19 protein-coding genes, 1 tRNA gene and 1 pseudogene are annotated in these 23,692 nt (G+C 72.1%); 10 read left to right on the forward strand and 11 right to left on the reverse strand.

Annotation, left to right across the window (positions count from 1 at the left end; all coding sequences use genetic code 11):
- The first annotated feature begins 84 nt into the window (after nt 1-84).
- Nucleotides 85-852 carry a phosphatase PAP2 family protein gene (locus tag AC2CHE_RS03230; protein ID WP_484503374.1) on the forward strand — a complete coding sequence of 256 codons (768 nt, stop codon included), beginning with the start codon at nt 85-87 and terminating at the stop codon, nt 850-852.
- A gap of 9 nt (nt 853-861) precedes the next feature.
- Nucleotides 862-2,094 carry an APC family permease gene (locus AC2CHE_RS03235; protein WP_484503375.1) on the forward strand — a complete coding sequence of 411 codons (1,233 nt, stop codon included), beginning with the start codon at nt 862-864 and terminating at the stop codon, nt 2,092-2,094.
- A gap of 78 nt (nt 2,095-2,172) precedes the next feature.
- On the opposite strand, the gene AC2CHE_RS03240 is transcribed toward AC2CHE_RS03235, so the two are convergent.
- Nucleotides 2,173-3,963: a potassium channel family protein gene (locus AC2CHE_RS03240; protein ID WP_484503376.1), complete on the reverse strand. Its 1,791-nt coding sequence runs from the start codon at nt 3,961-3,963 to the stop codon at nt 2,173-2,175.
- 91 nt (nt 3,964-4,054) lie between these two features.
- On the opposite strand from AC2CHE_RS03240, the gene AC2CHE_RS03245 reads away from it, so the two are divergent.
- A complete protein-coding gene (locus AC2CHE_RS03245) occupies nt 4,055-4,537 on the forward strand; it encodes an MSMEG_6728 family protein (protein WP_484503377.1) in 483 nt (160 codons plus the stop codon).
- A gap of 41 nt (nt 4,538-4,578) precedes the next feature.
- Nucleotides 4,579-6,105: a hydroxysqualene dehydroxylase gene (locus tag AC2CHE_RS03250; RefSeq protein WP_484503378.1), complete on the forward strand. Its 1,527-nt coding sequence runs from the start codon at nt 4,579-4,581 to the stop codon at nt 6,103-6,105.
- Between the two features lie 76 nt (nt 6,106-6,181).
- Here the strand turns inward: AC2CHE_RS03250 and AC2CHE_RS03255 are convergent, their stop codons facing one another.
- Complete coding sequence (locus tag AC2CHE_RS03255) at nt 6,182-6,424, reverse strand: hypothetical protein (RefSeq protein ID WP_484503379.1); 243 nt, start codon at nt 6,422-6,424, stop codon at nt 6,182-6,184.
- Nucleotides 6,425-6,587: 163 nt separating this feature from the next.
- Between AC2CHE_RS03255 and AC2CHE_RS03260 the strand changes: the two genes are divergently transcribed.
- The gene (locus AC2CHE_RS03260; protein ID WP_484503380.1) at nt 6,588-7,691 is read left to right on the forward strand and encodes a glycosyltransferase family 2 protein; all 1,104 of its coding nucleotides are present in this window, start codon (nt 6,588-6,590) and stop codon (nt 7,689-7,691) included.
- Nucleotides 7,678-8,793, forward strand: a complete 1,116-nt coding sequence (locus AC2CHE_RS03265) for a glycosyltransferase (RefSeq protein WP_484503381.1) — start codon at nt 7,678-7,680, stop codon at nt 8,791-8,793. The genes AC2CHE_RS03260 and AC2CHE_RS03265 overlap by 14 nt, the downstream gene beginning before the upstream one ends.
- Before the next feature lie 124 nt (nt 8,794-8,917).
- Here the strand turns inward: AC2CHE_RS03265 and AC2CHE_RS03270 are convergent, their stop codons facing one another.
- The 3 genes and pseudogenes from AC2CHE_RS03270 to AC2CHE_RS03280 all read right to left on the reverse strand — a co-directional run bounded on the left by AC2CHE_RS03270 (nt 8,918) and on the right by AC2CHE_RS03280 (nt 11,731).
- Nucleotides 8,918-10,555 (reverse strand): hypothetical protein, encoded by a 1,638-nt coding sequence (locus AC2CHE_RS03270; RefSeq protein WP_484503382.1) that lies wholly within the window; start codon nt 10,553-10,555, stop codon nt 8,918-8,920.
- Nucleotides 10,556-10,725: 170 nt separating this feature from the next.
- Nucleotides 10,726-11,529 (reverse strand): annotated as a pseudogene (locus AC2CHE_RS03275) (hypothetical protein); the annotation flags it as partial.
- A 125-nt stretch (nt 11,530-11,654) separates the two neighbouring features.
- Nucleotides 11,655-11,731 (reverse strand) — tRNA-Thr (locus AC2CHE_RS03280).
- 320 nt (nt 11,732-12,051) lie between these two features.
- Between AC2CHE_RS03280 and AC2CHE_RS03285 the strand changes: the two genes are divergently transcribed.
- Nucleotides 12,052-13,143 (forward strand): ABC transporter ATP-binding protein, encoded by a 1,092-nt coding sequence (locus tag AC2CHE_RS03285; RefSeq protein ID WP_484503383.1) that lies wholly within the window; start codon nt 12,052-12,054, stop codon nt 13,141-13,143.
- A gap of 66 nt (nt 13,144-13,209) precedes the next feature.
- Here AC2CHE_RS03285 and rlmB read toward each other — a convergent pair whose 3' ends face one another.
- Nucleotides 13,210-14,331, reverse strand: coding sequence for a 23S rRNA (guanosine(2251)-2'-O)-methyltransferase RlmB (gene rlmB, locus AC2CHE_RS03290; RefSeq protein WP_484503384.1), 1,122 nt, complete (start codon nt 14,329-14,331; stop codon nt 13,210-13,212).
- The gene (gene cysS, locus AC2CHE_RS03295; protein WP_484503385.1) at nt 14,331-15,746 is read right to left on the reverse strand and encodes a cysteine--tRNA ligase; all 1,416 of its coding nucleotides are present in this window, start codon (nt 15,744-15,746) and stop codon (nt 14,331-14,333) included. Before cysS ends, rlmB begins: the two co-directional genes overlap by 1 nt.
- Nucleotides 15,747-15,994: 248 nt before the next feature.
- Between cysS and AC2CHE_RS03300 the strand changes: the two genes are divergently transcribed.
- Both AC2CHE_RS03300 and AC2CHE_RS03305 read left to right on the forward strand, forming a co-directional pair.
- Nucleotides 15,995-16,603: a helix-turn-helix domain-containing protein gene (locus AC2CHE_RS03300; RefSeq protein WP_484503424.1), complete on the forward strand. Its 609-nt coding sequence runs from the start codon at nt 15,995-15,997 to the stop codon at nt 16,601-16,603.
- A gap of 373 nt (nt 16,604-16,976) precedes the next feature.
- Nucleotides 16,977-17,879, forward strand: coding sequence for an endonuclease domain-containing protein (locus tag AC2CHE_RS03305; protein WP_484503386.1), 903 nt, complete (start codon nt 16,977-16,979; stop codon nt 17,877-17,879).
- Between the two features lie 59 nt (nt 17,880-17,938).
- Here the strand turns inward: AC2CHE_RS03305 and AC2CHE_RS03310 are convergent, their stop codons facing one another.
- The 3 genes from AC2CHE_RS03310 to AC2CHE_RS03320 are packed head-to-tail and all read right to left on the reverse strand — an operon-like array spanning nt 17,939 to nt 21,367.
- Nucleotides 17,939-19,618 carry a S8 family serine peptidase gene (locus tag AC2CHE_RS03310; RefSeq protein ID WP_484503387.1) on the reverse strand — a complete coding sequence of 560 codons (1,680 nt, stop codon included), beginning with the start codon at nt 19,616-19,618 and terminating at the stop codon, nt 17,939-17,941.
- Nucleotides 19,619-19,653: 35 nt separating this feature from the next.
- Nucleotides 19,654-20,394 carry an HAD family hydrolase gene (locus tag AC2CHE_RS03315; protein ID WP_484503388.1) on the reverse strand — a complete coding sequence of 247 codons (741 nt, stop codon included), beginning with the start codon at nt 20,392-20,394 and terminating at the stop codon, nt 19,654-19,656.
- A gap of 13 nt (nt 20,395-20,407) precedes the next feature.
- Nucleotides 20,408-21,367: an EamA family transporter gene (locus AC2CHE_RS03320; RefSeq protein ID WP_484503389.1), complete on the reverse strand. Its 960-nt coding sequence runs from the start codon at nt 21,365-21,367 to the stop codon at nt 20,408-20,410.
- An 82-nt stretch (nt 21,368-21,449) separates the two neighbouring features.
- Between AC2CHE_RS03320 and AC2CHE_RS03325 the strand changes: the two genes are divergently transcribed.
- Entirely contained in the window at nt 21,450-21,995 is a 546-nt protein-coding gene (locus AC2CHE_RS03325) for a CGNR zinc finger domain-containing protein (protein WP_484503390.1), read from the forward strand.
- 228 nt (nt 21,996-22,223) lie between these two features.
- Here the strand turns inward: AC2CHE_RS03325 and AC2CHE_RS03330 are convergent, their stop codons facing one another.
- Complete coding sequence (locus tag AC2CHE_RS03330; RefSeq protein ID WP_484503425.1) at nt 22,224-23,633, reverse strand: class II fumarate hydratase; 1,410 nt, start codon at nt 23,631-23,633, stop codon at nt 22,224-22,226.
- Nucleotides 23,634-23,692 lie beyond the last annotated feature (59 nt).

Consider the following 23,692-nt stretch of genomic DNA (forward strand, 5'->3'; position numbering starts at 1 on the left):
CCTCCGCCGGAACGCCTCCCTTCGTGGCTCGCCCCACAGTCGCCGTCCACCGGAGGCGTCGCGCGGGCCGGTAGCGTGATCGGGGTGCGGGAGACGACATCGGTACGCCGGAGAATCCGCCCGGCACCGGTACGCCCGGCCGGCTGGTGGTTCGACGCTCTGCTGCTCGCCGCTCTCACCGGCCTGACCGCCGCCCTCGCCGCCGACTGGTTCTTCGGGATCGACCGCGCGGTGGCGGACTGGGCCGACGCGCACCGGCCCACGGCCGCCCGATGGATCGCGGTCGTGCTCAACTACCTCGGCCAGGGCACCCCGCTGACGCTGATCGCGGCCGGGCTGGGAGTGCTGCTCGCGGTCCGGCTGCGGTCCGTGCGCCCGCTGCTCGTCCCCGTGGCGGCCTTCGTCCTCACCAACCTGACGATCGGCCCGCTGAAGGTCTGGACGGCCCGGCCCGCGCCGAGCGCCAGCGTCAAGGAGCCGTTCCTGCCGCCGGAGCAGACGCTCCCGCTCTTCCAGGACGAGTTGCCGGTGCGGTTCGCCCAGTCCTACCCGTCCGGGCACGTCGCCAACGCGATCGTCTGGTACGGCGTGCTCGCGCTGCTGCTCGTCCCGCTGCTGGCCAGCATCGGCCGGGCCGTACCCCCTCGGTTGGTGCTCCTGGTGCGGATCGTGCCACCGACCGTGGTGCTGTGCACCACCACGTATCTGGGCTGGCACTGGCTTACCGACTCGGTGGCCGGGCTGCTGCTGGGGTTGCTGCTGGACCGGCTGCTGCACCGGGTGCCCTGGGACGAGCTGCCGCTGCCCGGTCCCCTTCGGCAGTGGGACGGGCCGTTCATCCGGTACCGGTAGGGTGCCGCCGTGGACCGACTCGCGCGTCGGCTGGGGGTGCCGGACGCCGTCGTCATCGGTCTCGGGTCGATGCTCGGCGCGGGCATCTTCGTGGTCTTCGCTCCCGCCGCGGCGGCAGCCGGTGGCACCGGCCTGCTTGTCGCCCTGGCCCTGGCCGGGGTCATCGCGTTCTGCAACGCGACAAGTTCCGCCCGGCTGGCCGCCCGCTATCCCGAGTCCGGCGGCACCTACGTCTACGGTCGGGAGCGGCTGAACCCGTTCGCCGGGTTCCTCGCCGGCTGGGGTTTCGTGATCGGCAAGACGGCCAGCTGCGCGGCGATGGCGCTGACCATCGGGGCGTACCTCTGGCCGGGACAGGCCCGGCTCGTCGCGGTGCTGGCGGTGGTCGCCGTGACGGCGGTGAACCTGCGCGGCATCGGCAAGACCGCCGCCGCCACCCGAATCCTGGTGGTCCTGGTGCTCGCCGTGCTCGCGCTCGTCGCGGTGGCCGGCGCGACGAGCATCTCCGTCGACCGGATCGGCCAGCCCGGCGGCACTATCCGCGGCGTGTTCACCGCTGCCGGGCTGCTCTTCTTCGCCTTCGCCGGGTACGCCCGGATCGCCACCCTCGGCGAGGAGGTACGCGATCCGCAGCGCACCATTCCCCGGGCGGTGCCGTTGGCGCTCGGTCTGGTGCTGGTGATCTACCTGGTCCTGGGGGTCGTCGCCGTCGGCGTCCTCGGCGCGGACCGGCTGGCCGCCTCCGCCGCGCCCCTGGCCGACGTGGTGGGTGCGGTCGGGCTGCCCGGCTTGGAGTGGGTGGTCCGGGCCGGCGCGACGATCGCGGTGACCGGCGTGCTGCTCTCCCTGCTGGCCGGGGTCGGTCGCACCACGCTGGCGATGGCTCGCCACCGGGACCTGCCCGCCGGGCTGGCCGCGGTGCATCCCCGGCGCCAGGTGCCGCACCGGGCCGAGCTGGCGGTGGCCGCCGTGGTGATCCTGGTCGTGGTGCTCGGCGACGTGCGCGGAGCGATCGGCTTCTCCGCCTGCACGGTGCTTGTCTACTACGCCATCACCAACGCGGCGGCCTTGACCCTGGGACGGGAACCGGAGCGGAGACTGCCGGTGCAGGCACTAGCGGTGGCGGGGCTGGTCGGCTGCGTGCTGCTCGCCGTCAACCTGCCGCTGTCCAGCGTGCTCGCCGGTCTCGGCGTGCTCGCCCTCGGCGGCGCCTGGTACGCCCTCCGGTCAGCCCGCCGCTGACAGGGTCACTCCGTCTCCCGGGGATGACCTGTGCCGGATTCCCACGACTTCCACACCACCTTGGAAGTCAGCTGGGCGTCACTCCGTCGCCTCGCGCGGCACCGGTGTGCCGGACGGCGGTGCCGGCTCGGGTGGCGCGACCTCGCGGAGCAACGCGTTCAGAGCGGCCCGACGGGCCACCACGGTCAGCCGGTCACCAGCCATGATCACCATGCGCGGGTCCGGCGACCAGTCCAGGCGCTGTCCCGCCCGGGCGTGGGCGAGCAGACGTACGCTGCCGGCCCGCCCGACGGTGGCGAGCGTACGACCGTCCAGGTCCGAACCGGCGGCCACCGGAACCTCGGTGACCAGCAACGCGTGCCGGCCCACCGGGATGGTGGCGATCATCGCCCGGTCCAGCAGGGCGGCGGCGAACGACGGTGCCGCCAGGTAGGAGACGCTGCGCGAGGTGCCGATGCCGAAGGCCCGCTGGACACGTTCGGCGAAGTCGCCGTCGAAGAGTCGCAGCACCACGCGGAGTTGGTCGTCGAGGGCACGGGCGTTCAGGGCGGCCCGCAGGTTTGCCCCGTCGTCGGTGGAGACCACCACCAGCGCCTGGCAGGTCGCCACCGAGACGGCCCGCAGCGTCTCCTCCTGCGCCGCGTCACCCACCACCAGCGGTACGCCGAGCCGCCGGGCCAGCCCGGCACCGCGCGCGTCGGCGCTCTTGTCGATCGCCACCACCTCGACGCCGAAGTCGTTGAGCTGGGCCATCACCCGGGTGCCGATGTTGCCGAGCCCGACCACCACGACGTGCCCGGAGCGCTCGGGCAGGATCCGCCCGGTGTGCAGGGCCAGTCCGGCGTTCACCACCCCGTCGACCACCACCGCCGTGATCAGCGGAATCAGCGCCAGCCCGGCGAGGTTCAGCACCACCTGCATGACCTGCTCGGCGGCCGACTTGGCGGTGTCCGGATCCTGCCCGGTCAGGGTGGTTACGAGCGTCAGGTAGAGCGCGTCACCCCATCCGACGTGCGCCGCGTTGGCGTACAGCCCGCCCAGGGCGGCCACCATGGCGAGCAGCACCAGCACCGCGATTCCGATCTTCCGGGTGGCGAAGCTGCGGATCGCCCGGAGCACCACCGCCACCGGCCGACGCCGCCGCCGTGCCCGGACCAGCCGCCGCGCGGCCAGCTCGGTGCCGGCCGGCCGGCCAACCGCCTCGGCGAGCACCACGTCGGCGCCCCGGTCGTCGGCCGGCAGCACCAGATCCTGCTGGGCGTCGCGGGTGTCGGCCACCCCGCAGACGATCTCGCTCGGGCGTACGTCGTCGCGGCGGGCCACGTAGAGGGTGCGCCCGCCGTGCCGGAAGTGCGTCGGCGCGATCTCGCCGAGCGCGGCGGCCACGAAGGCCGGCGCGGCCATCGAGGCGTCCGAGAGCACCGCCGAGTCGGGAAAGATCTGTCGTACGCCGTTGGCCAGGCCGGTGTTGAACATCCGCACCACCAGGCGCAGTCGAGGCTCCACCTCCTGTGCGCAGAGCGCGGCGTGCATGTTGCCCACGTCGTCCTGGTGCAGCAGGGCCAGCCCCGCGGCATCGGCCAGCCCTGCCCGGCGGAAGGTGACCTCGTCCAGCCGGTCGGCCCGGATCACCTCGATGCCCGGCAGGTCACGGCCGTCCGGCCCGGGAGAACGCCGACGCTCCGGCACGATCAGGGTGATCCGCACCCGGCCGGACTGTGTCTCGCCGGTCAGCATCGTCCGCACCACCCAGTAGGCGAGCGGATCCTGCCCACAGATCACGTAGTGCGCCCGGGACTCGCCGTTGACCCGCAACCGGCGGCTGGCCCGCAGGGCCCGATCGAGCAGCGGCTCCGCCATGCCCCGCATGGTAGTCAGCCGGTCGCAGCCCGCGCAGCCCGTCATGATCGTGGCGACCCCGACGCGGCATGTCCTGCCTGGCGGCGGGTAGGGCAGCGGCATGCAGACCTTCCTGCCGTACCCGGACTTTCTGGCCAGCGCCCGGGCGCTGGACCAACGACGGCTCGGCAAGCAGCGGGTGGAGGCGATCCAGGTGCTACGCGGGCTGACCTGGCCCATGTACGGCTGGCGCAACCACCCGGCGGTGAAGATGTGGGCCGGGTACGAGGAGGCCCTGACCCGGTACGGGCTGGACATCTGTTCCGTCTGGTGCGCGGCCGGCCGGGCCGACACCTGCGCCACCACGTTGACCGTCGACCTGGCCGCCGCCTGCGGCGTCGAGCAGGTCCGTAACCAGCAGGAACTCGCCCTCGCCGGGGAGCTGCCACCGTGGCTCGGCCGGACCGACGTCCACCTGAGCCACCGTTCGTCGCTGCTCCGCAAGGACCCGGCGCACTACCGCCCCATCTTCGGCGACGACATCCCCGACGACCTGGACTACGTCTGGCCGAGCTCCGACCGCCCCCGTCGCTGCGCAGGGTGAACGGCAGCGCACACTGTGCAGTGTCGACCAGGGAGGTTCGCGTGACGCTGTCGCAGTTGGCCGGACGGTTCATCGGCGTACGCCGGCACCGGGTCGACCCCGGCGGAGGTGGTGCCCCCCGCGTGCCGCATCCGGTCACCGCCGTGGTCGTCGGCGGCGGCATCGCCGGCATGTCCGCGGCGGTGGTGCTCGCCGAACGCGGCGTCGCGGTGACCGTGCTGGAGGCCGCACCCACCCTCGGCGGCCGGCTCGGCGCCTGGCCGGAAACCCTCGCCGACGGCACCGGCCAGGTCAACGAACACGGCTTCCACGCCTTCTTCCGGCAGTACTACAACTGGCGGAACATCCTGCGCCGGGTCGACCCGGCGCTGCGTTTTCTGCGGGCCGTCCCCGGCTATCCGGTGCTCAGCGCCGAGTGGCCGACCGAGGAGTTCGGGCGGCTGCCCCCCGCGCCGCCGGCGAACCTGCTCACCCTGCTCGCCCGCAGCCCCAGCCTGCGCCTGCGGGACCTGCGGGGGATGGACCGGGACGCGGCCCTGCCCCTGCTGACGTACGACCCGGTACGCACCTACGCCGAGTTCGACCACACCACCGCCGACGAGCTGCTCGACTCGTTGCGCCTGCCCGACCGGGCCAGGGCGATGCTCTTCGAGGTCTTCTCCCACTCGTTCTTCAACCACGAAGCGGAGATGTCGGCCGCCGAGATGATCGCGCAGTTCCACTTCTATCTGCTCGGCAATCCGGAAGGGCTGACCTTCGACTGCCCCGACGAGGACTACGCGACGTCGATCTGGGGGCCGTTGGCCCGGCACGTCGAGCGGCACGGCGGCCGGATCCGCACCGGGGAACCGGTCACCGGTCTGCACCGCGATCCCGACGGCTGGCAGGTGCACGGCACGCACCGCACGCACCGCGCCGGACACGTCGTGCTCGCCGTCGACCCGCCCGCACTCGCCGCCCTGGTCGAGGGCTCGCCGTCGCTGGCCGAGCAGGCCCCGGGGCTGGCGGCGGCGATGCCCGCGTACGGCCGGCCCGGCCCGCCGTACGCGGTCGCCCGCTACTGGTGCGACGGGGACGTCGACCCCGGGCGGGCAATCTTCAGTGGGGTGTCCCGACAGGCCACGTTGGACTCGGTGACGCTGTACCACCGGCTGGAGCGCGAGTCCCGCCACTGGGCCGAGCGCACCGGCGGCTCGGTGATCGAGTTGCACGCGTACGCCTGCGAGCCGGACGTGCCCGCCACCGAGCTGGCCGAACAGATGCGCGCCGAGCTGGCCGTGCTCTGGCCGGAGACGAACCGACTACGGGTACGGGAACTGCGCGCCCGGGTCGAGGCGAAGGCGCCGGCCTTCACGCCGGGCAGCCACGCGGGACGCCCGGGGGTGCGCACCGACGCCGCCGGCCTCTACCTGGCCGGCGACGGCGTCGGCACCGACTTCCCCAGCGCACTGATGGAACGGGCGGCGGCCACCGGCATCCTCGCGGCAAACCACATCCTGCGCGCCGCGGGCGGTGCCGCCGAGCCGCTCCACTCGATCCGGCCGCGTGGTCTGCTCGCCCGACGCTGACCTCAGGGGCGGCGTTCAGTGCCGAACCGGCCATCGAAAATGCGTTGCCGCCTCACCTCGCCCACACCTACCGTGATCATGCAAGGTCAACCGCCGTTGCGGGATTCACCAGATCCGGGCCGGCCGGCGGGCACAGGGGGCGGCGTTGCACACTGGCGCCGCGCCCGCCGGCCCCTCCCGCTGGCCCGAGCTTCGCTGGCTGCTTCGAGGTCGGCCCCGGGTCGTGGATCACCATCGTGGCCACCGCATCCGTGACCTCGACCACCAGGTCCGCGTCCACCACCGCACCGTCCCTCCGCCGCACCACGCCGTGCGTCACCTGCAGCGACCCTAGCGACGTCGCCCGCCGTGTCGGCCGGATGGGCCACCCGAGGACCGCCGCTGTACGCCTGATCGCAGCCCGGCATTCACCTCAGTGCCGCTCGCGCCTCCTAACGTCACCGTGCGCGCACGTCGTAGCCGACACGAGTGAGCAGGTGGTCATGCCGTCCACACCCGAGGTAAGCGTGGTCATCCCCACCTTCGCCCGCCCAGAGCTGGTGAGCCGTGCGGTGCGCAGCGCCCTCGCCCAGACCGTCACCGACATCGAGGTGATCGTCGTGGTGGACGGTCCGGACGAGGAGACCGGCAAGGCCCTCGCCGAGATCGGTGACCCCCGGCTGCGCGTGGTCGAGTTGCCCGGCAAGGGTGGCGCACCCAACGCCCGCAACACCGGCGTACGCGAGGCACGCGCCCCCTGGACCGCCCTGCTCGATGACGACGACGAGTGGCTCCCCACCAAGCTCGCCACGCAGTTGGAGCTGGCCCGCAGCGCCACGGTGAACAGCCCGATCCTCGCCAGCCGGCTGATCAACAAGACGCCCCGCACACAGTTCGTGATGCCCCGGCGGCTGCCGGAGCCGGGCGAGCCGATCTGCGAGTACCTCACCCTGCGGCGCGGGCTGTTCCACGGCGACGGGTTCATCCAGACCTCGACCATCATGGCGCCGACCGAGCTGCTGCGCCGGGTGCCGTTCACCGTCGGGTTGCGCCGGCAGCAGGAGCTGGACTGGACCGTACGCGCGATCAGCCACCCGGACGTCGAGTTGCTCATCGCCGCCGAGCCGCTGGTGCTCTGGCACCAGGACGAGGACCGGCCACGAATCAGCCTCAGCTCGCCGTGGGAGGCCCAGTTGGAGTGGCTGCGCGGAATCCGGCCGCTGATCACGCCACGGGCTTACGCGGCCATCACGATGAGCATCATCAGCTCGATGGCCGCACCCACGCGCAGTTTCCGCGTCTTCCGGCTGCTGCTCGCCGAGGCTCGCCGGCACGGGCGGCCGGGCCTCGTCGACTACCTGACGTTCGGGCAGATCTGGCTGATTCCGCCGCAGCTACGGCACCGGGTACGTGACCGGATTCTCGGCCGTGGCCGGCACGGGGGTCCGGCCTCGCCCGGGGGGTCCGCGAACACCGGGCTCGGCGTCGATGCCGGGCGACGAGCGCCGGGGGGCGCGACGGCCGACGCCGCCAGGATCGCCGGGACGTCGACGGGGCCGGCCGGCGCCGACAGGGCGGCGGGGATCGGGGCCGATGTCCGACGATAGGGTCGCCGTGATCTGGCGCAGCTGCCTGCTACCCGGCTCGGAGACGTTCATCCGCAACCAGGCCGACGCGCTGTCCACCTGGCGTCCGGTCTACCTGGGCGCCGTCCGGGTGGCCTCACCGCTGTCCCGGGACAGCGACGTGGTGTTGTCTCCGGCCACGCCGCGTGGCCGCCGCGAATGGCTGCGGTTGCGGCTGACCGGCGGCTCACCGCGGCTGCGTCGGCTGCTGGCCCGGCTACGCCCCGGGTTGGTGCACGCGCACTTCGGCGGGGACGGCTGGTTGGTCAGCCGTACCGCCGAACAGCTGGGCATCCCGCTGGTCGTCACCCTGCACGGTCTCGACGTCACCCGGCAGGCCGCGGCACCCGGTCCGCGCGGTGCTCGGCATCGGCGGAACCTGCGGGTCATGTTCGGTCGGGCCGCGCTGATCCTGGCCGTCTCCGGGGCGATCCGGGACCGGGCGGTGGCGCTGGGAGCGGATCCGGCCAAGATCCGCGTCCATCACACCGGAGTGCCGGTGCCACCGGAGCCGGCGGCCGGGCCGAAGCGGTGGGACGTCGTGTTCGTCGGGCGGTTCGTGGAGAAGAAGGGGGTCGAGGATCTCGTCGAGGCGCTGGGCATGCTGTCCGAGCTGCGCCCCCGCGTGCTGCTCGTCGGCACCGGGCCGCTGCACGAGCGGGTACGCGTCCGCGCCACCCAGTTGGGCGTGGACGCCACGTTTCCCGGCGCGCTGCCGCCGTCCGAGGTGATGCGGCACATCGCCGAGGCCCGGCTGCTCGCCGCACCGTCGCGTACCGCGTCGGACGGCGACACCGAGGGACTGCCCACCACGATCCTGGAGGCGTTCAGTCTCGGCGTGCCGGTCGTCGCGACCTACCACAGTGGCATCCCCGAGGCGGTCACCCACGAGTCGAACGGCCTGCTCTGCGCGGAGGGCGACCGGCCGGCCCTCGCCGCCAATCTCCGTCGCCTGCTCACCGACGCTCCGCTGCGCGATCATCTCGGCAAGGCCGCCCGCCACCGCGCCGAGACCGACTTCGACCTGCACCAGCAGACCCGCCGCCTCGAAGCCCTCTACAACTCCCTCCCCCCACCACCCTGACCCCCCACCACCCCGACCCCCGCCGCGGCGATCATGCAGTTATGGTCGCCGATACGCGCCTTCTGTGCCGTTGTGCTGCTGCCAGAACTGCATGATCGCGGATCGCGGGCAGGGAACGGGGCTGTCAGTCGGTGGGGCGGAGGGGGCGGACGGCGGAACGAGCGGTGCGGAGGGTGCGGCGGGCGGTGCGGGCACCGGCCAGCAGGAGGCGGCCGGCTCGTGCGGTGGGGGTGCCGTGCAGCAGTGAGACGATCCGACGCAGCCGCTTCAACTCGTCATCACGTTCGGTCAGCGTCCGTTCGTACCAGTCCCGGAGCGCGCGCGCCTCGGACAGCTCGCGGGCCAGCCGGTCGCGGTCCATCAGCAGTTCCCGCCACCCGCCGGCAGTCGCACCCGCCACCTGGTCCAGCGACGCCCCCGGCTCCCGACCGGACATCGTGGTCAGCATGCCGGCCAGCTCACCGGCCGGCCAGAGGTCGGCGAGCCCGGTGTCGATCAGCCTGGCGGCCAGCCGTCGCAGCGCCAGCGTCGGCTCAGTGGCCTCGGCCAGCCCGTGCCAGGTGCCGGCCGGGGTGACGACCACGGCGTCCGCCGGGATCCCCGCCGTCGCACCGGACTGCCAGGCGGTGAGCAGCGCCCGCACCGCCGGCAGGTCCCGGCGCAACGTCGCGGCCACCACCAGATCCTCGACGGTACGCCCCGACGGAACCGCCTCGCCGTCGGCGAACCGCCACCCGGCCACCGAATCCCGGCGCACCTGCCGGAGCCGACCGTTCCGCACCAGCAGGGCCGCAGACGGCGTCGCCCCGGCCCGATCGACCTCAGGCTGGGCGCGCGCGACAGGCTGATCCGCCGGGGTCAGCCGATCCGGCAGGCGCTCGCCGAGCAGCACCCAGGCCGGCGCGAGTTCGACGGCGATTCCGTTCCGGACCGCGGAACCGGCCAGCCGAGCCGGGTCGGCCAGCGGCGGTGCGGCCGGCACCCGGTCATCGCGTCCGGTGGCCGGGTCATGCGCCCCGCCCCGGCCGTAGCCGCGGACGGCCCGGTCGCTGAGGGCGGCGTCGCTGAGGGCGGCGTCGCTGAGGACGGCCTGGAGGAACCCGGTCACCTCCGGGTCGGCCAGCAGTTCCGGGTCGACCAGGGCGGCCGGCGCGACGGGGGACGGGAATACCGCCCAGGTACCGCCGATCCGCAGCCCCGACGCGGTCAGCCGGGCCCGCAGCCGTGCCGGGCCGGCGGGACGGGTGTCGTCGTACTCACCGAGTGCCGCCCAGTCGGAGTCGGCACTCGGCGGTGGCGACGTCAGCAAGCGGTGCAGCCCGAGTGGATTCTCGGCCCCGAGCAGCAGCCGGCCGCCGGGTCGCAGCACCGACACCAGCACCTCGAAGGTCTCGCTCCAGGACAGCTGCGTCCCCTCCACCGAGTCGAGGCGGCCCAGCCCGTCCAGGGCGACCACGGTGTCGTACGGGGGCGTGCCGGCGAGCTTCTCCGGGCCACCGCAGCACACCCGCACCCCCGCGCGGTCGGCGTAGCGGGCGGCCAGCACCTCGGCGTCGGGCAGTCCCCGCACCAGCACGGTCAGGTCGGCCGAGGGCAGCGCGTCGAGCAGGCGCGGATCGTGTGGCCCCACCACCAGCGTGCGGCCGGCCGCGACGGACAGCAGGACCGCCAACCCCGGCCCGCGTACCGGTCCCGGGCCGTGCGCGCCGTCGAGATCCGACCAGCCGAGCATCTCGTCACCGAACAGGTGCACCTCGCTCATCGACCAACCTCCGTGCCGTGCCGCCCGGATGTCGGAGCGGACCGCGTCGCCTCTCCGCCGGTAACCCCGCCGTGCTGGCCGCCGCCGGTCACGCCGTGCTGCTCGCCGCCGGGTCGGGCCGCAGTGGCAGTGGCAGTGGCAGTGGCCCGGTGCCGGTCGACGGGCTCGGGCCAGCGGAACAACCGGCGCAGCTCGGCCGGTGGCAGCAGCCGGTCCGCACCCAGCTCGGCGACGGCCAGGGCACGGGCCCTGTCCGGATCGACCTGCGGGCCGTGCAGGGCCGCCCACTGGCGGCGGATCCGTGGTTGGCCGCCCCAGATCGGCACCTCGCCGGCCAGCTGCATCGGATCGCCGTAGACGGCCGGTTCACAGCCGGCCAGGATGCCGTAAAAGACGGCGCTGCACAGCCGGTTCGAGGCGACCCGACGATGCCGGCGCAGCTCGGCCAGTTGCCGGTGCAGGAAACCCGGGTCGAGGTCGCGCCATCGGCCACCCCGGTAGCCGTGGCAGACCACCCGGAAGCCGGCCCGCTCATAGTGCTGGCGTACCCGGGCCGATCGGTACTCCTGCCAGTAGAGACAGACCGTGACCGGCCCCGGTTCGACGGCTCGGATCTCGTCGATCAGCCGGTCGTGGTCGCCGACGATCTGCTGCCCCTCCCAGCCGTGGAAGGGGTACCAGATGGTGCCCTCCCGCCGTGGCGGGTCGTCCGGTTCCATCGCCGACAGGTACGCCCACGGGGAACCGACCACGTACGTCTGTCGACGGCCGAGGGACCAGGCACGCCGCCGGGTCCGCTCCGACCACAGGAACAGCGGTACGCCCGGAACGAACTCGTGGTCGTACGCCATGCCGTCGCCGATGTTCCAGCCGTGCTGGAGGTAGCCGTGGATGCGGGGCGGATCACGGTCGTCGAGCCCGCAGTAGCGGGCCAGCACGTGGGAGTGCCCGTAGTAGTGGTTGGCATGGTGCACGGTGGCGGGCGCCCCTGGTCGTGGTGACGGGTCACGGCGTGACGGGTGGAGGCGGAGCCTAATCGGCCCGTCTGAACACCCGGCCACCCCCAGGTGTCCGCCCGGTGTGCCGTGCGTGATCCAGATGGAGCCCCCGGCCGGGATCGAACCGGCGACATCCCGCTTACAAGGCGGGTGCTCTGGCCAGCTGAGCTACAGGGGCGTTGTGTCGTGGCCAGCATAGCGACCGACGTCCGCTTTTCCTGCTCGGCAGGGGTCCCCAGCATGGGAAACGTCGACATCCCGACCCGTGGACGTCGATTCGTGTCCGACCGTGCCCGAGTGACCGGAATGCGAATGCTTCGAAAGTACCGCTCGACGGTGAACCTTGGCATTGCGGCGAAAGCCGTTTACCGTGCAGTGACACGGCCGACACGGGTCCGTCCCGCAGCGGCCGTGGCGCCGGTACGGGCATCCGTGCCGGTCGCTCCTTCACTCGGATCGTCCGGCACGTTCCTGCCGGTGAAAGGAAGCGTCCCCCTCATGGCTACGGTCACCTACGCGAAGGCGTCCCGGATCTACCCGGGCACCGAACGCCCCGCGGTCAACCAGCTCGACCTCCAGATCGGCGACGGCGAGTTCCTCGTCCTCGTCGGCCCCTCCGGTTGTGGTAAGTCCACCAGCCTGCGCATGCTCGCGGGTCTGGAGGACGTCGACGACGGCGCGATCTACATCGACGACCGGGACGTCACCCACCTGCCGCCGAAGGCCCGCGACATCGCGATGGTCTTCCAGAACTACGCCCTCTACCCGCACATGACGGTGTACGAGAACATGGCGTTCGCGCTCAAGCTGCGCAAGACCTCCAAGTCCGAGATCGACCGGCGGGTCAAGGAGGCGGCGACGCTGCTCCAGCTGGAGGAGTACCTCAGCCGTAAGCCGAAGGCACTCTCCGGTGGTCAGCGCCAGCGGGTCGCGATGGGCCGGGCCATCGTCCGGGAACCCCAGGTCTTCCTGATGGACGAGCCGCTGTCGAACCTCGACGCCAAGCTGCGGGTGCAGACCCGTACGCAGATCGCGTCGCTGCAGGCCAAGCTCGGCATCACCACCGTGTACGTCACCCACGACCAGGTCGAGGCCATGACCATGGGCCACCGGGTCGCGGTCATGCTCGACGGCGTGCTCCAGCAGGTCGACACCCCGCGGACGCTCTACGACACCCCGGCCAACGTCTTCGTCGCCGGGTTCATCGGCTCGCCCGCCATGAACATCAAGACCGTGCCGTTCGGCGAGCAGGGCGCGTCGTTCGCCGAGATGTCCGTGCCGCTGACCCGCGAGCAGGTCGAGGCGGCAAACGCCGAGGGTGGCGACGGCAAGGTGACCGTGGGCTTCCGTCCGGAGGACTGCGACATCGTCAGCCCGAACGAGGGCGGCATGCCGGTCGTGGTCGAGCTGGTCGAGGACCTGGGCTCCGACGCCAACGTCTACGGTCACGCCGCGCTCGACGGTGCCTCCGAGCGGTTCGTGGTCCGTACCGACCGTCGGACCATGCCGAAGCTCGGCGACACGATCTTCGTGAAGCCGCGTACCGGCCAGAGCCACGTCTTCCACTCTGCCACCGGGCAGCGCATCTGAGTTAGCAACCAAAGGGGGCGGTCCGCCGATGGCGGGCCGCCCCTTTTGGCGTACGCTCTGCGTCTCTCAGCCCTCGACGGCCCGGCGGCGCGCCACCTCGGCCAGCGTGACCGCGGCGGCGACGCTGGCGTTCAGTGACTCCACGTCGGAGATCATCGGGATGCTGACGGTGAGGTCGCAGGTCTGCCCGACCAGGCGGGACAGCCCTCGCCCCTCCGAGCCGACCACCACGACCAGCGGGCCGACGGCGGCCTCCAGGTCGTACAGGTCCGTCTCCCCGTCGGCGTCCAGGCCGACCACCACGAACCCGGCGTCCTGACAGGCTTTCAACGACCGGGTCAGGTTGGTCACCTGGGCCACCGGCACCCGGGCCGCCGCGCCCGCGCTGGTCCGCCAGGCGGTCGCGGTGATCCCGGCGGCCCGCCGCTCCGGTACGAAGACACCCTGCGCGCCGAACGCCGCAGCGGAGCGGATCACCGCGCCGAGGTTACGCGGATCGGTGACCCCGTCCAGCGCCACCAGCAGCGGTACCGGCTGTTCCAGTGCAGCGGCGACCAGGTCCTCGAACGGCTCGTACGCGAACGGCGGCACCTGGAGACCGACGCCCTGGTGCAGCACTCCCCCGGTCATCCGGTCCAGCTCGGCCCGGCTGACTTCGAGGATCGCGATGCCTCGGTCGGCGGCGGTGCGGATGATCTCCTTGACCCGGTCGTCGACGTCGATGCCCTGCGCCGTGTAGAGCGCGGTCGCCGGCACCTGGGTACGCAGCGCCTCCAGCACCGGATTTCGACCGACCAGCAGCTCCGGGGAGTCCTTCGCCGGGTTGGACTTGCGTCCCGGCGCCACCCGGGGCCCACCACGCGCCGCGGGCTGCCGGCCCCGGGCCGGCTTCGCGTTGGCCGCCCCCCGACCGCCACCCTTACCCCAGGTGGTGTCCTTGCTGCCGGGCTGGCCGATCTTCGGGGCACGCCCCTCCTCGGCCGCCGCCCGACGCTCCTTCTCCTGCTTCCACGCGGTGCGCTGCGGCAGCTTCTCGGTGCCGGAGTACGCCTTGTGCCAGGGTCGCTCGTCGGCCGGCAACGTCCGGCCGCGCCCGGCGAGGGAGTCCCGGTTCTTTCCACCGGACCCCTTCGGGGCACTGGCCCTCGACGCCACCCGCCGACCACGGCGCTGCGAATTGCCGGCCATCAGTCCTGCTCTCCAATAGTCCAACGCGGCCCCTGTGGGGTGTCCTCGACCACCACTCCGGCCCGCTTGAGTTGATCCCGCAGCGCGTCCGCGGCGGCCCAGTCCCTGCGGACCCGAGCCTGCGCGCGCTGTTCCAGTGCCAGGGCGATCAGGGAGTCCACCACACCACGGAGGTCGCTCGCCCGGGCTCCGCCGGTCCAGACCGGGTCGAGAGGGTCGACCCCGAGGATATCCAGCATCGCGCGCACGCTGGCGAGCGTGGTGCGGACGGTCACATCGTCCCCACCGGCCAGCGCGTTGTTGCCGTCCCGCAGCACCTCGTGCAACGCCGCCAGCGCGGCCGAGGTGTTCAGGTCGTCGTCCATCGCGGCGGCGAACGCGGCCGGCAACTCGCCGAGCCCACCCGCGCCGACCCGTTCCACGGCCCGCGTCACGAAGCCCTCGATCCGCCGGTACGCGACGGCAGCCTCGCGCAGCGCCTCCTCCGAGTAGTCGATCCGGGAGCGGTAGTGGGCGGCCACGTAGTAGTACCGCAGCTCGACCGGGCGCACCCCCAGGGTGGCGACGTAGTCGAGGTCGAGGGCGTTGCCCAGCGACTTGCCCATCTTCGTCCCGCCGATGCCGAGCAGGCCGTGGTGCACCCAGTACCGGGCGAAGGGCAGGCCGGCGGCCTGGGACTGGGCCAGCTCGTTCTCGTGGTGCGGGAAGGTCAGGTCGAGCCCACCGCCGTGGATGTCGAACTCCGCGCCCAGATAACGCCGGCACATCGCCGAGCACTCGATGTGCCAGCCGGGTCGGCCCCGCCCCCACGGCGACGGCCAGTAGGCATCCGCCGGCTCGTCCGGCTTGACGCCCTTCCAGAGCGCGAAGTCACGCGGGTCACGCTTACCCCGGTCCGGCGCGTCACCGGCGGACTGCATGTCGTCGGGCAACTGGTTGGACAACGCACCGTACGACGGCCACGAGCACACGTCGAAGTACACGTCGCCGGAGCCGTCGGTGGCCGGGTAGGCGTGCCCCCGCTCGATCAACTGCGCGATCAACTCGTGCATCTCGGGAATGTGGCCGGTGGCGCGTGGCTCGTAGGTGGGTGGCAGCACGTTCAACGCCCGGTACGCCTCGGCGAGCTTCAACTCGTTGGCGTACGCGATGGACCAGAAGGGGCGCTCCTGCTCCTGCGCCTTGACCAGAATCTTGTCGTCGATGTCGGTCACGTTGCGGATGAAGGTGACCTCGAAGCCGGCGACCGCCAGCCAGCGGCGCAACACGTCGTAGTTGACCCCGGAGCGAAGGTGACCGATGTGCGGCGGCGCCTGAAGGGTGAGACCACACAGGTAGACCCCCACCTTGCCGGCTTCCCGCGGGACGAAGTCCCGCACCGATCGGGTGGCGGTGTCATACAGGCGTAGCGTCACCGTACAAGGGTAGCCGTCCGCTGTTGCCTGCCCGGTCGGAGCCGGGTAGCACCCGACCGCTCCGCGCCTGCCGATGACCGCCCGCTCGCCGTACGCTGCTGGTCGTGAGCATTCCAGCGACGCCCGGTCCGGCCTCCCGGCCGGCAGTGCCGGACGGTCCGGCGCCAGCCGGGTCGGTTGCAGGCGGGTCGGTTGCAGGCGGGTCAACGCCCAGCGGGACGGCGGCAGGCGGCGAGGCGTCCCAGACGCTGGACCGGGGACTGCGGCTGCTACACCTGGTGGCGGAGGTGCCGGGCGGGTTGACCGTCACCGAGGCCGCAAGCCGGTTGGGCATCGGTCGGGCCGCCGTCTACCGACTGGTCGGACCGCTCGCCGGGCACGCTTTGCTGCGCCGCGACGCCGACGGCCGGCTGCGCCTCGGCGCCGGGGTGCTGCACCTGGCCCGGCGGGCCCAACCGCTGCTCGCCGAGGGCTCGCTGCCCGCGCTGCGGCGGCTGGCCGAACAGGCCGGTGCCACCGCCCACCTGACGGTGGTGGAGGGTGGTGAGGGGGTCGCCCTGGCGGTGGTCGAGCCGAGTTGGACGTCGTTCCACGTCGCGTACCGGACCGGGGCCCGCCATCCGCTGGAACGCGGTGCCGCCGGGCGGGCCATCCTGGCCGGCCGGTCAGGCGACGCCGGCCCGGTGAGCACCGCCGGCGAGCTGCAACCCGGCGCGTACGGGGTGGCCGCCCCGGTGCTCGGGGTGCCTGGCCTGGAGGCGAGCGTCGGAGTGGTGGCCCTGGCCCCGCTGGACGCCGAGGCCGTCGGCGCGCAGGTGCTGGCCGCCGCCACCGCCATCACCACCGCCCTGACCTGACCCACCGGCCCCACCCGCCGCCGCGACCCCGCACTGCCCGCCGCGCCCCCGCCTTGCCCGCCGCGACTCCGCCTTGCCCGCTGCTCGGCGCGACTTGCGGCAAGTTGCGGCCAAACCTCGGCTTGAGACCCCAACTTGCCGCAAGTCGAGCTGGAGCCACCACGCAGGGCCCGCCCGGCGGGCCCCTGAACAGACGCTGCCGCACCGACCCGCCGTGGAGGCCTTGCCGCCCGAGCCGGCTCCGGCTGTTCACAGGGCCTATAACACACTTGGCGAGGACCGGGAAAGTTATCCACAGGAGACCGTCGGTGTCACGTCCGGGGTTGTCCACAGGGGCTGCCGAGGCGACCGCAGGGCGCGCAGGCTCGTACGCATGCCAGCTCAAGCACACCGACCAGAGGCCCTTGCGTGGCAGGTGTTCCGCGGCTCGGACGCCGTCCACCAGGGCCTGCTCACCGCCTACCAGCTGCGCAGTTCCGCCTGGGTGCGGCTGCGACGGGGCATCTACGCCGATGCCCGGCTCGATCGCGATCACGAGCTGGCCTGCCGTGCCGTGGCGTTGCAACTGCCGGTCGCGGCAGCGTTCGCCGGCCCGTCGGCGGCGTACCTGCACGGCGTCGAGCATGCCGCAAGCTTCACCGACAAGGTTCACGTGCTCGTGCCGGCTCCAGCCGGGCTGCGCAGCCAACCCGGCCTGCAAGTCCACACGATGTCTGAGGAACCCTGGCTCCAGGGCATCGGCACGGGCACGCTCCGCCGCACCGACCCGACCCGGGCAGCCTGGGAGAGCGCCGTCTGGCTCCAGCCGACCCGCGCGATCGCGATCATCGACACCCTGCTCGGCCGGGGACTCACCACACGGGCAGCTCTCACCAGGTTCGCGGCCCTGCACGACGGCCGTCCCGGGATACGCCGGGCAAGCTGGCTGTTCGATCTGGCTGAGCCGGCGGCCCAGTCGCCGGCCGAGTCGCAGCTGCGCGTCCGCCTGGTGCTGGCCGGTCTGCCTCGACCGGTGGTTCAGCATCCGGTGCAGGTGTCCGGCGGGCTGGTCCTGCATCCCGACCTCGCCTGGCCCGCCGTCCGGGTGGCGGTGGAGTACGACGGCCACTGGCATTCGGACCACGAGCAGTTGCATCGGGATCGACAGCGCCTGAACCGTCTCGTCGGTGCCGGTTGGTTGGTGCTGCACGTCACCAGTCGCCGTCTTCGTCAGGACTTCCCGGGGGTCGTCCGGGAAGTCAGCTCCGTGCTACGCGATCGGGGATGGCGCCGATGACGGCAGATGGCCGGGCTGAGGATTCCAGCCCGGCCATCGTGCCGTCGATCAGAGGGGTGCTATCGGCGCGGCTTGACCGTCACCGCCGCGTACGCGTCGACGATGCCGTGCCCGTAGAACCCGTTGAAGTTGCGCGAGCCGACGCAGTAGGCGTCGAACTCGGCCGGGCGACCCTCGTCGGCGTAGCTGAACAGCCGCGGCTCCGGGCAGGCACGCTCGGCGGCCGTCCGAAGGAGCTGCTGCTCGACCAGGTCCGGTGCCATGCCGTAGCCGTCACGGCCCTGTTGCTTGCCGTAGCGACTCACGATCAGCGCGGCGACCCCGGAGGCGTGCGGTGCCGCCATCGAGGTGCCCTGCAGGTAGGTGTAGTACCCGCACTCTCCGTTGCGCTTGCAGTCCTTGAACACGAAGGTCTCGGCGCCGGGCACGATGTTGCCGTCCTCGTCAACCGCCCCCTCCTCCTGGAGGACATGCTTCGGGTAGGTAGAGAGGATCATGTTGGCGTCGGTGCGGAACGTGTCCGTGCCGAAGCCGTCCCGGTACCAACCGCCCGGCGCGGCCACCGAGGTCTGCTCAGTCCCGTAGTTGGAGAAGTCGGACTTCTTGCCCGACGGGCCGACCGAGGAGACGCTGATGACGTGCGGCCCTTCGGTGGGCAGGTCCCAGCAACTGTCGTTGTCGATCTCGCGCGGGTAGGGCGCGACGTCACCGTAGTTGGGGCTGGAGGCGTCGGTGCGCGGGTCGCCCAGGTCCTCGTGGTTGTTGCCGAGGGCGCCCACGAGGGTCACGCCCCGGTTGTGGGCGAAGGTAAGCGCCCGTCGCATTGCCCTGATGGTGGCCCGCTGGGCCGCCTGTGCCTCCGGCGAGTCAGCCGGATTGGCCGTGCAGTTGTAGAGCCACGGGTCGACGTAGAAGGACATGTTGACCACGTCCAGTCCCGAACGGCCGGCGTGCAGCAGGGCGTTGACCACCGGGTTCAGGAAGAAGTAGCCGGAGTCCTGGCCACCCTTGAGCTCGACGAGCGAGACCTTCGGCGCGACCCCGGAGAGGCCGAACCCGTTGGCGGCGGCACCGATGGTGCCGGCGACGTGGGTGCCGTGACCGCCGTCGTCGGTGCCGACCGGGTCCAGGCAGCTCGCCACCTCGCACTCCCCGTCGACCTCCGGAATGTCGGGGGCGAAGTTGCGTGACAGCGCCCAGTCGAAGTTGGGGGCGATGTCGGGGTGACCGGCGTCCACGCCGGTGTCGAGGACTCCGACGGTCACCCGGCGGTCGCCGGGCTCCACCTTGCGTGCCTTGTCGGCCCGGATCATCTCCAGACCCCAGAGCTTGTCGTCCAGCGGGTCCATCTTCTTGCCCCGCTGCTGCTTACCGGTGCCCTTGGCGGCCGCCGCGGCCAGCAGGTGTTCCTGCTCGACCCGGTCGAGGCGCGGCTTGCGCCCGATCGCCTTCTCCTCTGCGGCACCGATCAGGGCGGCGGCGGAGGTCGCCTTCGTCGCGAAGTCGGCACGGTCGGTGGTCACCTGGTAGACACCGACCTCGTCGCTGCGGGAGACCACGGTCCCGCCCGCCGACCGGATCGCGGCGATCGCCGCGTCGGTGGAGACGCCGTCCTCGGCGACCACGGTGAAGGTCCGCAGGTCCGCCGGCTCGGCGCTGGCGGGAACTGTCAGACCTGTGACCGTGAGTGTCAGTGCCGTCGCGGTCGCGACGACACCGACGGTGAAGCGCTTGCTCACCACATCGGATCCTCTCGTTGAGGGACGTGGCGTCATCAGACATCAACACGTGAGGTTTCGCCAGAGCAGCGCCGGATTGGCGGCGGAAGATCCGCTTCGCCGGAAAGATCGGCCAGCACGCTGGGCAGTTCGGCCAGGGTCGAGACCACGGCATCCGGCGCCACGTCGGCCGGCAACCGCTCGCCTCGACGGTTCAGCCACACGGCCCGCAGGCCCGCCTGCTGCGCTCCGACCACGTCATGGGCCGGGTTGTCGCCGACGTGTACCACCTGAGCCGGGTCCGCTCCGGCGGCAGCGCACACGGCCGCGTAGAAATCCGGCGCCGGTTTCTTCGGTACTCCGTCGCAATGCGCGTACACCTCGAAGGTGAACTCGCCGGCGAGGCCGCAGCGTTCGGCGCGGCTGTTGCCGTTGGTGGCGAAGCCCAGCGTCCATCGTCGCCGCAGAGCCGCCAGCGCCGACAGCGTGTCGGCGAACGGCCGGGTCAGCGCGAAGCGACGGGCGAAGAAGATCGCGCTGATCTCGTCCAGGTGGGCCCCGAGCCCCGCCCGGTCCAGGGACCGGGCCAGGGCGGCGCGCCGGATCTCAGCCACCGGTGCGGCGGCCAGGTCACCGAAGACCGCGTCCCAGTCCGACTCCAGGTCGGCCAGCGTGACGCCGGCCGCGAACGGGGTGAGCCGCCGCATCTGCGCCAGTACGACCTCCAACCCGGCGGTGACGGCCGGTCGCAGATCGACAAGGGTCTCGTCGGCATCGAACACCACTGTGGTCAGCATGCCGTTCAGCTTGTCACCGCAGGGCCGGCTCCGTCGCCTCCGCCTGAGCCGGCTGGACCGGTATCCGCAGCTCGTCGAGGCGGACCAGCGCCACGCCCGCGACGATCAGCAACCCGCCGAGCAGTTGCACAATCGTCGGCAGCTCGCCCAGGACCAGCCAGGCGATCAGGACCGCGAACATCACCTCGGTCAGCCCGACGAACGAGGCCAGGCGGGAACCGAGCACCCGTACCGCGGCGATCCCGGCCAGGTAGGCGATCACCGCAGCGACCAGCGCCAGACCGGCGATCGGCACCAGCCAACTGGTCTGCGCGCCGGCGAACTGCACGGTGTCGAAGGTGGCCCGTAGCGGCAGTACGCCGGTCAGGCCGAGCAGCAGCAGCACGCCGGCACCGGCGGCCATCCCGCCGCTGGCCATGACCATCGATGGCAGGGCCGGGTCGACCCGACCGGCGAGCACGAAGTACCCGGCCAGCCCCACCGCCGCGCCGAGCCCCCAGAGGACGCCGACCGCGTCGAGCCGTCCGGCACCCGTCAGGTCGAGCACGAGGACCAGCCCGGCCACGGATGCCACCGAACCGGCGACGGTCAGCCGCCGGGGGCGCTGGCCCTGCACCAGCCAGGTCCAGCCGACGACGAGGACGATGCCGAGGTACTCCAGTAGCAGCGCAACACCGACCGGCAGGTAGCGCACGGCGTTGAAGAAGCAAACCTGGGCGACCGCGACCCCGAGCAGCCCGAAAACGCCGATCGAGGCGAGATTACGGCGCAACACCGGCCATCGCCCCCGCAGGACGAGCACGGCGGGCACCGCCAGGATCAGGGCGGCGATGCCGACCCGGGCGATGACGACCGCCTCGGCCGACCAGCCATCGTTGATCAGGGACCGGGCGAAGGTGCCCGAGGTCGCGAAGGTGATCGCGGAGAGCAGCGCGAGCGCGAGGCCGGCACCTGCGGCGGGCGGTTGATGCATGGGCTCTCCTTGGCACGACTGCCTGCCATGGGCAAAATAGATTATGCCGATGACGCTAGACGGGGCTACGACAGGAGTCAAGTTGCTTTTCGCCCATGACACCGAATGTTCGCTGATCGCCACCGCGGCGCTGGTGAACACCGCCGGATCCGACGGCGAAGGGCTGCCGGACGTCGCCGCCCTGGACGCCTTCTACACCCGTCACTCCTACAGCGGCCGGCACGAGCACACCGAGGCCGAGCTACGGGCGGTACGCGCGCTGCGCCCCCGCCTCCACCGAATCTGGCACGCCGAGGTCGACGAGATCGTGTCGATCGTCAACGGCCTGCTCCGCGAGCACCGGGCACTGCCCCAGCTCATCACGCACGACGCCGAGCCGTACCATCTGCACGCCGTACCCCGGGACGCCCCGCTGGCCACCCGGATCGCGGTCGAGGCGGCGATGGCGATCGCGGACGTGGTACGCGGTGGCGAGCTGCGCCGGCTGCGCACCTGCGAGCACCCCGACTGCGACAACGTGCTCGTCGACCTCTCCAAAAACCGCTCCCGCCGGTTCTGCGAGGCCGGCTGCGGCAACCGGGCCGCCGTCAGCGCGTACCGCGCCCGCAGGGCCGCTGCCCGCTCCTGAGCACTGACGCCTGAACCCGCAGGACGGTCCGGATCCGGCGGTGCTCTTCGCCCGCTTCCTCGCCTGGGTGCCCAGGCATCGAATGACCGATGGCTGATCGACTCCGGTTGCGGCATCTTGCGGTCATCAGCCGCCCGGATAGGCCGAGATACCGCAATCGGAGTCGATCAAGCCAGCCCCACCGGCCGCCGCGGGCGCGGTGGCCGGGCGGGCGGGCGGTGGGCGGGGTCAGGGGTGGGTCATGCGGAGCAGGTCGAGCGCCTCATCCAACTGGGTCTCGGAGAGTTTGCCGGAGTCGACGTGGCCCCGCGAGATCACCACCTCCTTGATGGAGATCTGCTTCGCCAACGCCTCCTTGGCGATGGATGCGGCCTCGTCGTAGCCGAGGTGACGGTTGAGCGGGGTGACGATCGACGGCGAGCCCTCGGCGTACGACAGGCAGACCTCGGCGTCCGCGACCAGGCCGACCACGCACCGGTCGGCGAGCAGGCGGCTCGACGCGGCGATCAGCCGGATCGACTCCAGGATGTTGCGACCCATCACCGGCAGCATGACGTTCAGCTCGAAGTCGCCCTGCGACCCGGCGAAGGCGACCGTCGCGTCGTTGCCGACCACCTGCGCGCAGACCTGCCGGACGGCCTCGCAGACCACCGGGTTGACCTTGCCAGGCATGATCGACGAACCCGGCTGGAGGTCGGGGATACGCAGCTCACGCAGGCCGGCGCGGGGGCCGGAACCCATCCAGCGGATGTCGTTGGCGATCTTGTAGAGCCCGACCGCGACGGTACGCAACTGCCCGGACGTCTCGACCAGGGCGTCCCGGGCGCCCTGCGCCTCGAAGTGGTTGCGCGCCTCGGTCAACGGCAGCCCGGTCGAGGCCCGCAGCTTCTCGATCAACCGGGCGGCGAAACCGAGCGGAGTGTTGATGCCGGTGCCGACCGCCGTACCGCCCAGCGGCAGCTCGGCCAGCCGGGGCAACGCCGCCTCCAAGCGTTCGATGCCGTAGCGAACCTGGGCGGCGTACCCGCCGAACTCCTGCCCGAGCGTCACGGGGGTGGCGTCCATCAGGTGCGTACGCCCGGCCTTCACGACGGTCTCGAACTCCGACGCCTTCGCCTCCAGCGCGGCGGCCAGGTGGTTCAGCGCCGGCAGCAGATCCCGTACGACGGCCTCGGTGGCCGCCAGATGGATGGACGAGGGAAAGACGTCGTTGCTGGACTGCGAGGCGTTCACGTCGTCGTTGGGATGGACGCTGCTGCCCAACTCCCGACCGGCGAGGGTGGCGATCACCTCGTTGGTGTTCATGTTCGACGAGGTACCGGAGCCGGTCTGGAACACGTCCACCGGAAACTGGTCGTCGTACCCGCCGTCGGCCACGTGCGCCGCAGCGGCGGCGATCGCCGCGGCCACGTTCGCGTCGATCACCCCCAGGTCGCCGTTGACCTCTGCCGCCGCCCCCTTGATCTGGGCCAGCGCCCGGATCTGGGTCGGCTCGATGCCTCGGCCGGAGATCGGGAAGTTCTGCACCGCCCGCTGTGTCTGGGCCCGCCACAGCGCCTCGGCGGGCACCTCCACCTCGCCCATCGAGTCGCGTTCGATCCGGTAGCCGGTCGCCTCTGGAGTCGTCACGCGTACCATCCTGCCCCGGCCGGCGGGCACGTGCAGATGATCGGCTGAGCCAGTGACGCTCAGCGCCT

The organism is Micromonospora sp. ATLC16 (assembly GCF_057196645.1).

Excerpts from the sequence above, each read along its gene's own strand:
- AC2CHE_RS03240 (WP_484503376.1), bottom strand. The coding sequence starts at position 3,963 with ATGCGGGGCATGGCGGAGCCGCTGCTCGATCGGGCCCTGCGGGCCAGC.
- AC2CHE_RS03245 (WP_484503377.1), top strand. The coding sequence starts at position 4,055 with ATGCAGACCTTCCTGCCGTACCCGGACTTTCTGGCCAGCGCCCGGGCG.
- AC2CHE_RS03260 (WP_484503380.1), top strand. The coding sequence starts at position 6,588 with ATGCCGTCCACACCCGAGGTAAGCGTGGTCATCCCCACCTTCGCCCGC.
- AC2CHE_RS03265 (WP_484503381.1), top strand. The coding sequence starts at position 7,678 with ATGTCCGACGATAGGGTCGCCGTGATCTGGCGCAGCTGCCTGCTACCC.
- AC2CHE_RS03270 (WP_484503382.1), bottom strand. The coding sequence starts at position 10,555 with ATGAGCGAGGTGCACCTGTTCGGTGACGAGATGCTCGGCTGGTCGGAT.
- AC2CHE_RS03285 (WP_484503383.1), top strand. The coding sequence starts at position 12,052 with ATGGCTACGGTCACCTACGCGAAGGCGTCCCGGATCTACCCGGGCACC.
- rlmB (WP_484503384.1), bottom strand. The coding sequence starts at position 14,331 with ATGGCCGGCAATTCGCAGCGCCGTGGTCGGCGGGTGGCGTCGAGGGCC.
- AC2CHE_RS03305 (WP_484503386.1), top strand. The coding sequence starts at position 16,977 with ATGCCAGCTCAAGCACACCGACCAGAGGCCCTTGCGTGGCAGGTGTTC.
- AC2CHE_RS03315 (WP_484503388.1), bottom strand. The coding sequence starts at position 20,394 with ATGCTGACCACAGTGGTGTTCGATGCCGACGAGACCCTTGTCGATCTG.
- AC2CHE_RS03320 (WP_484503389.1), bottom strand. The coding sequence starts at position 21,367 with ATGCATCAACCGCCCGCCGCAGGTGCCGGCCTCGCGCTCGCGCTGCTC.
- AC2CHE_RS03330 (WP_484503425.1), bottom strand. The coding sequence starts at position 23,633 with ATGGTACGCGTGACGACTCCAGAGGCGACCGGCTACCGGATCGAACGC.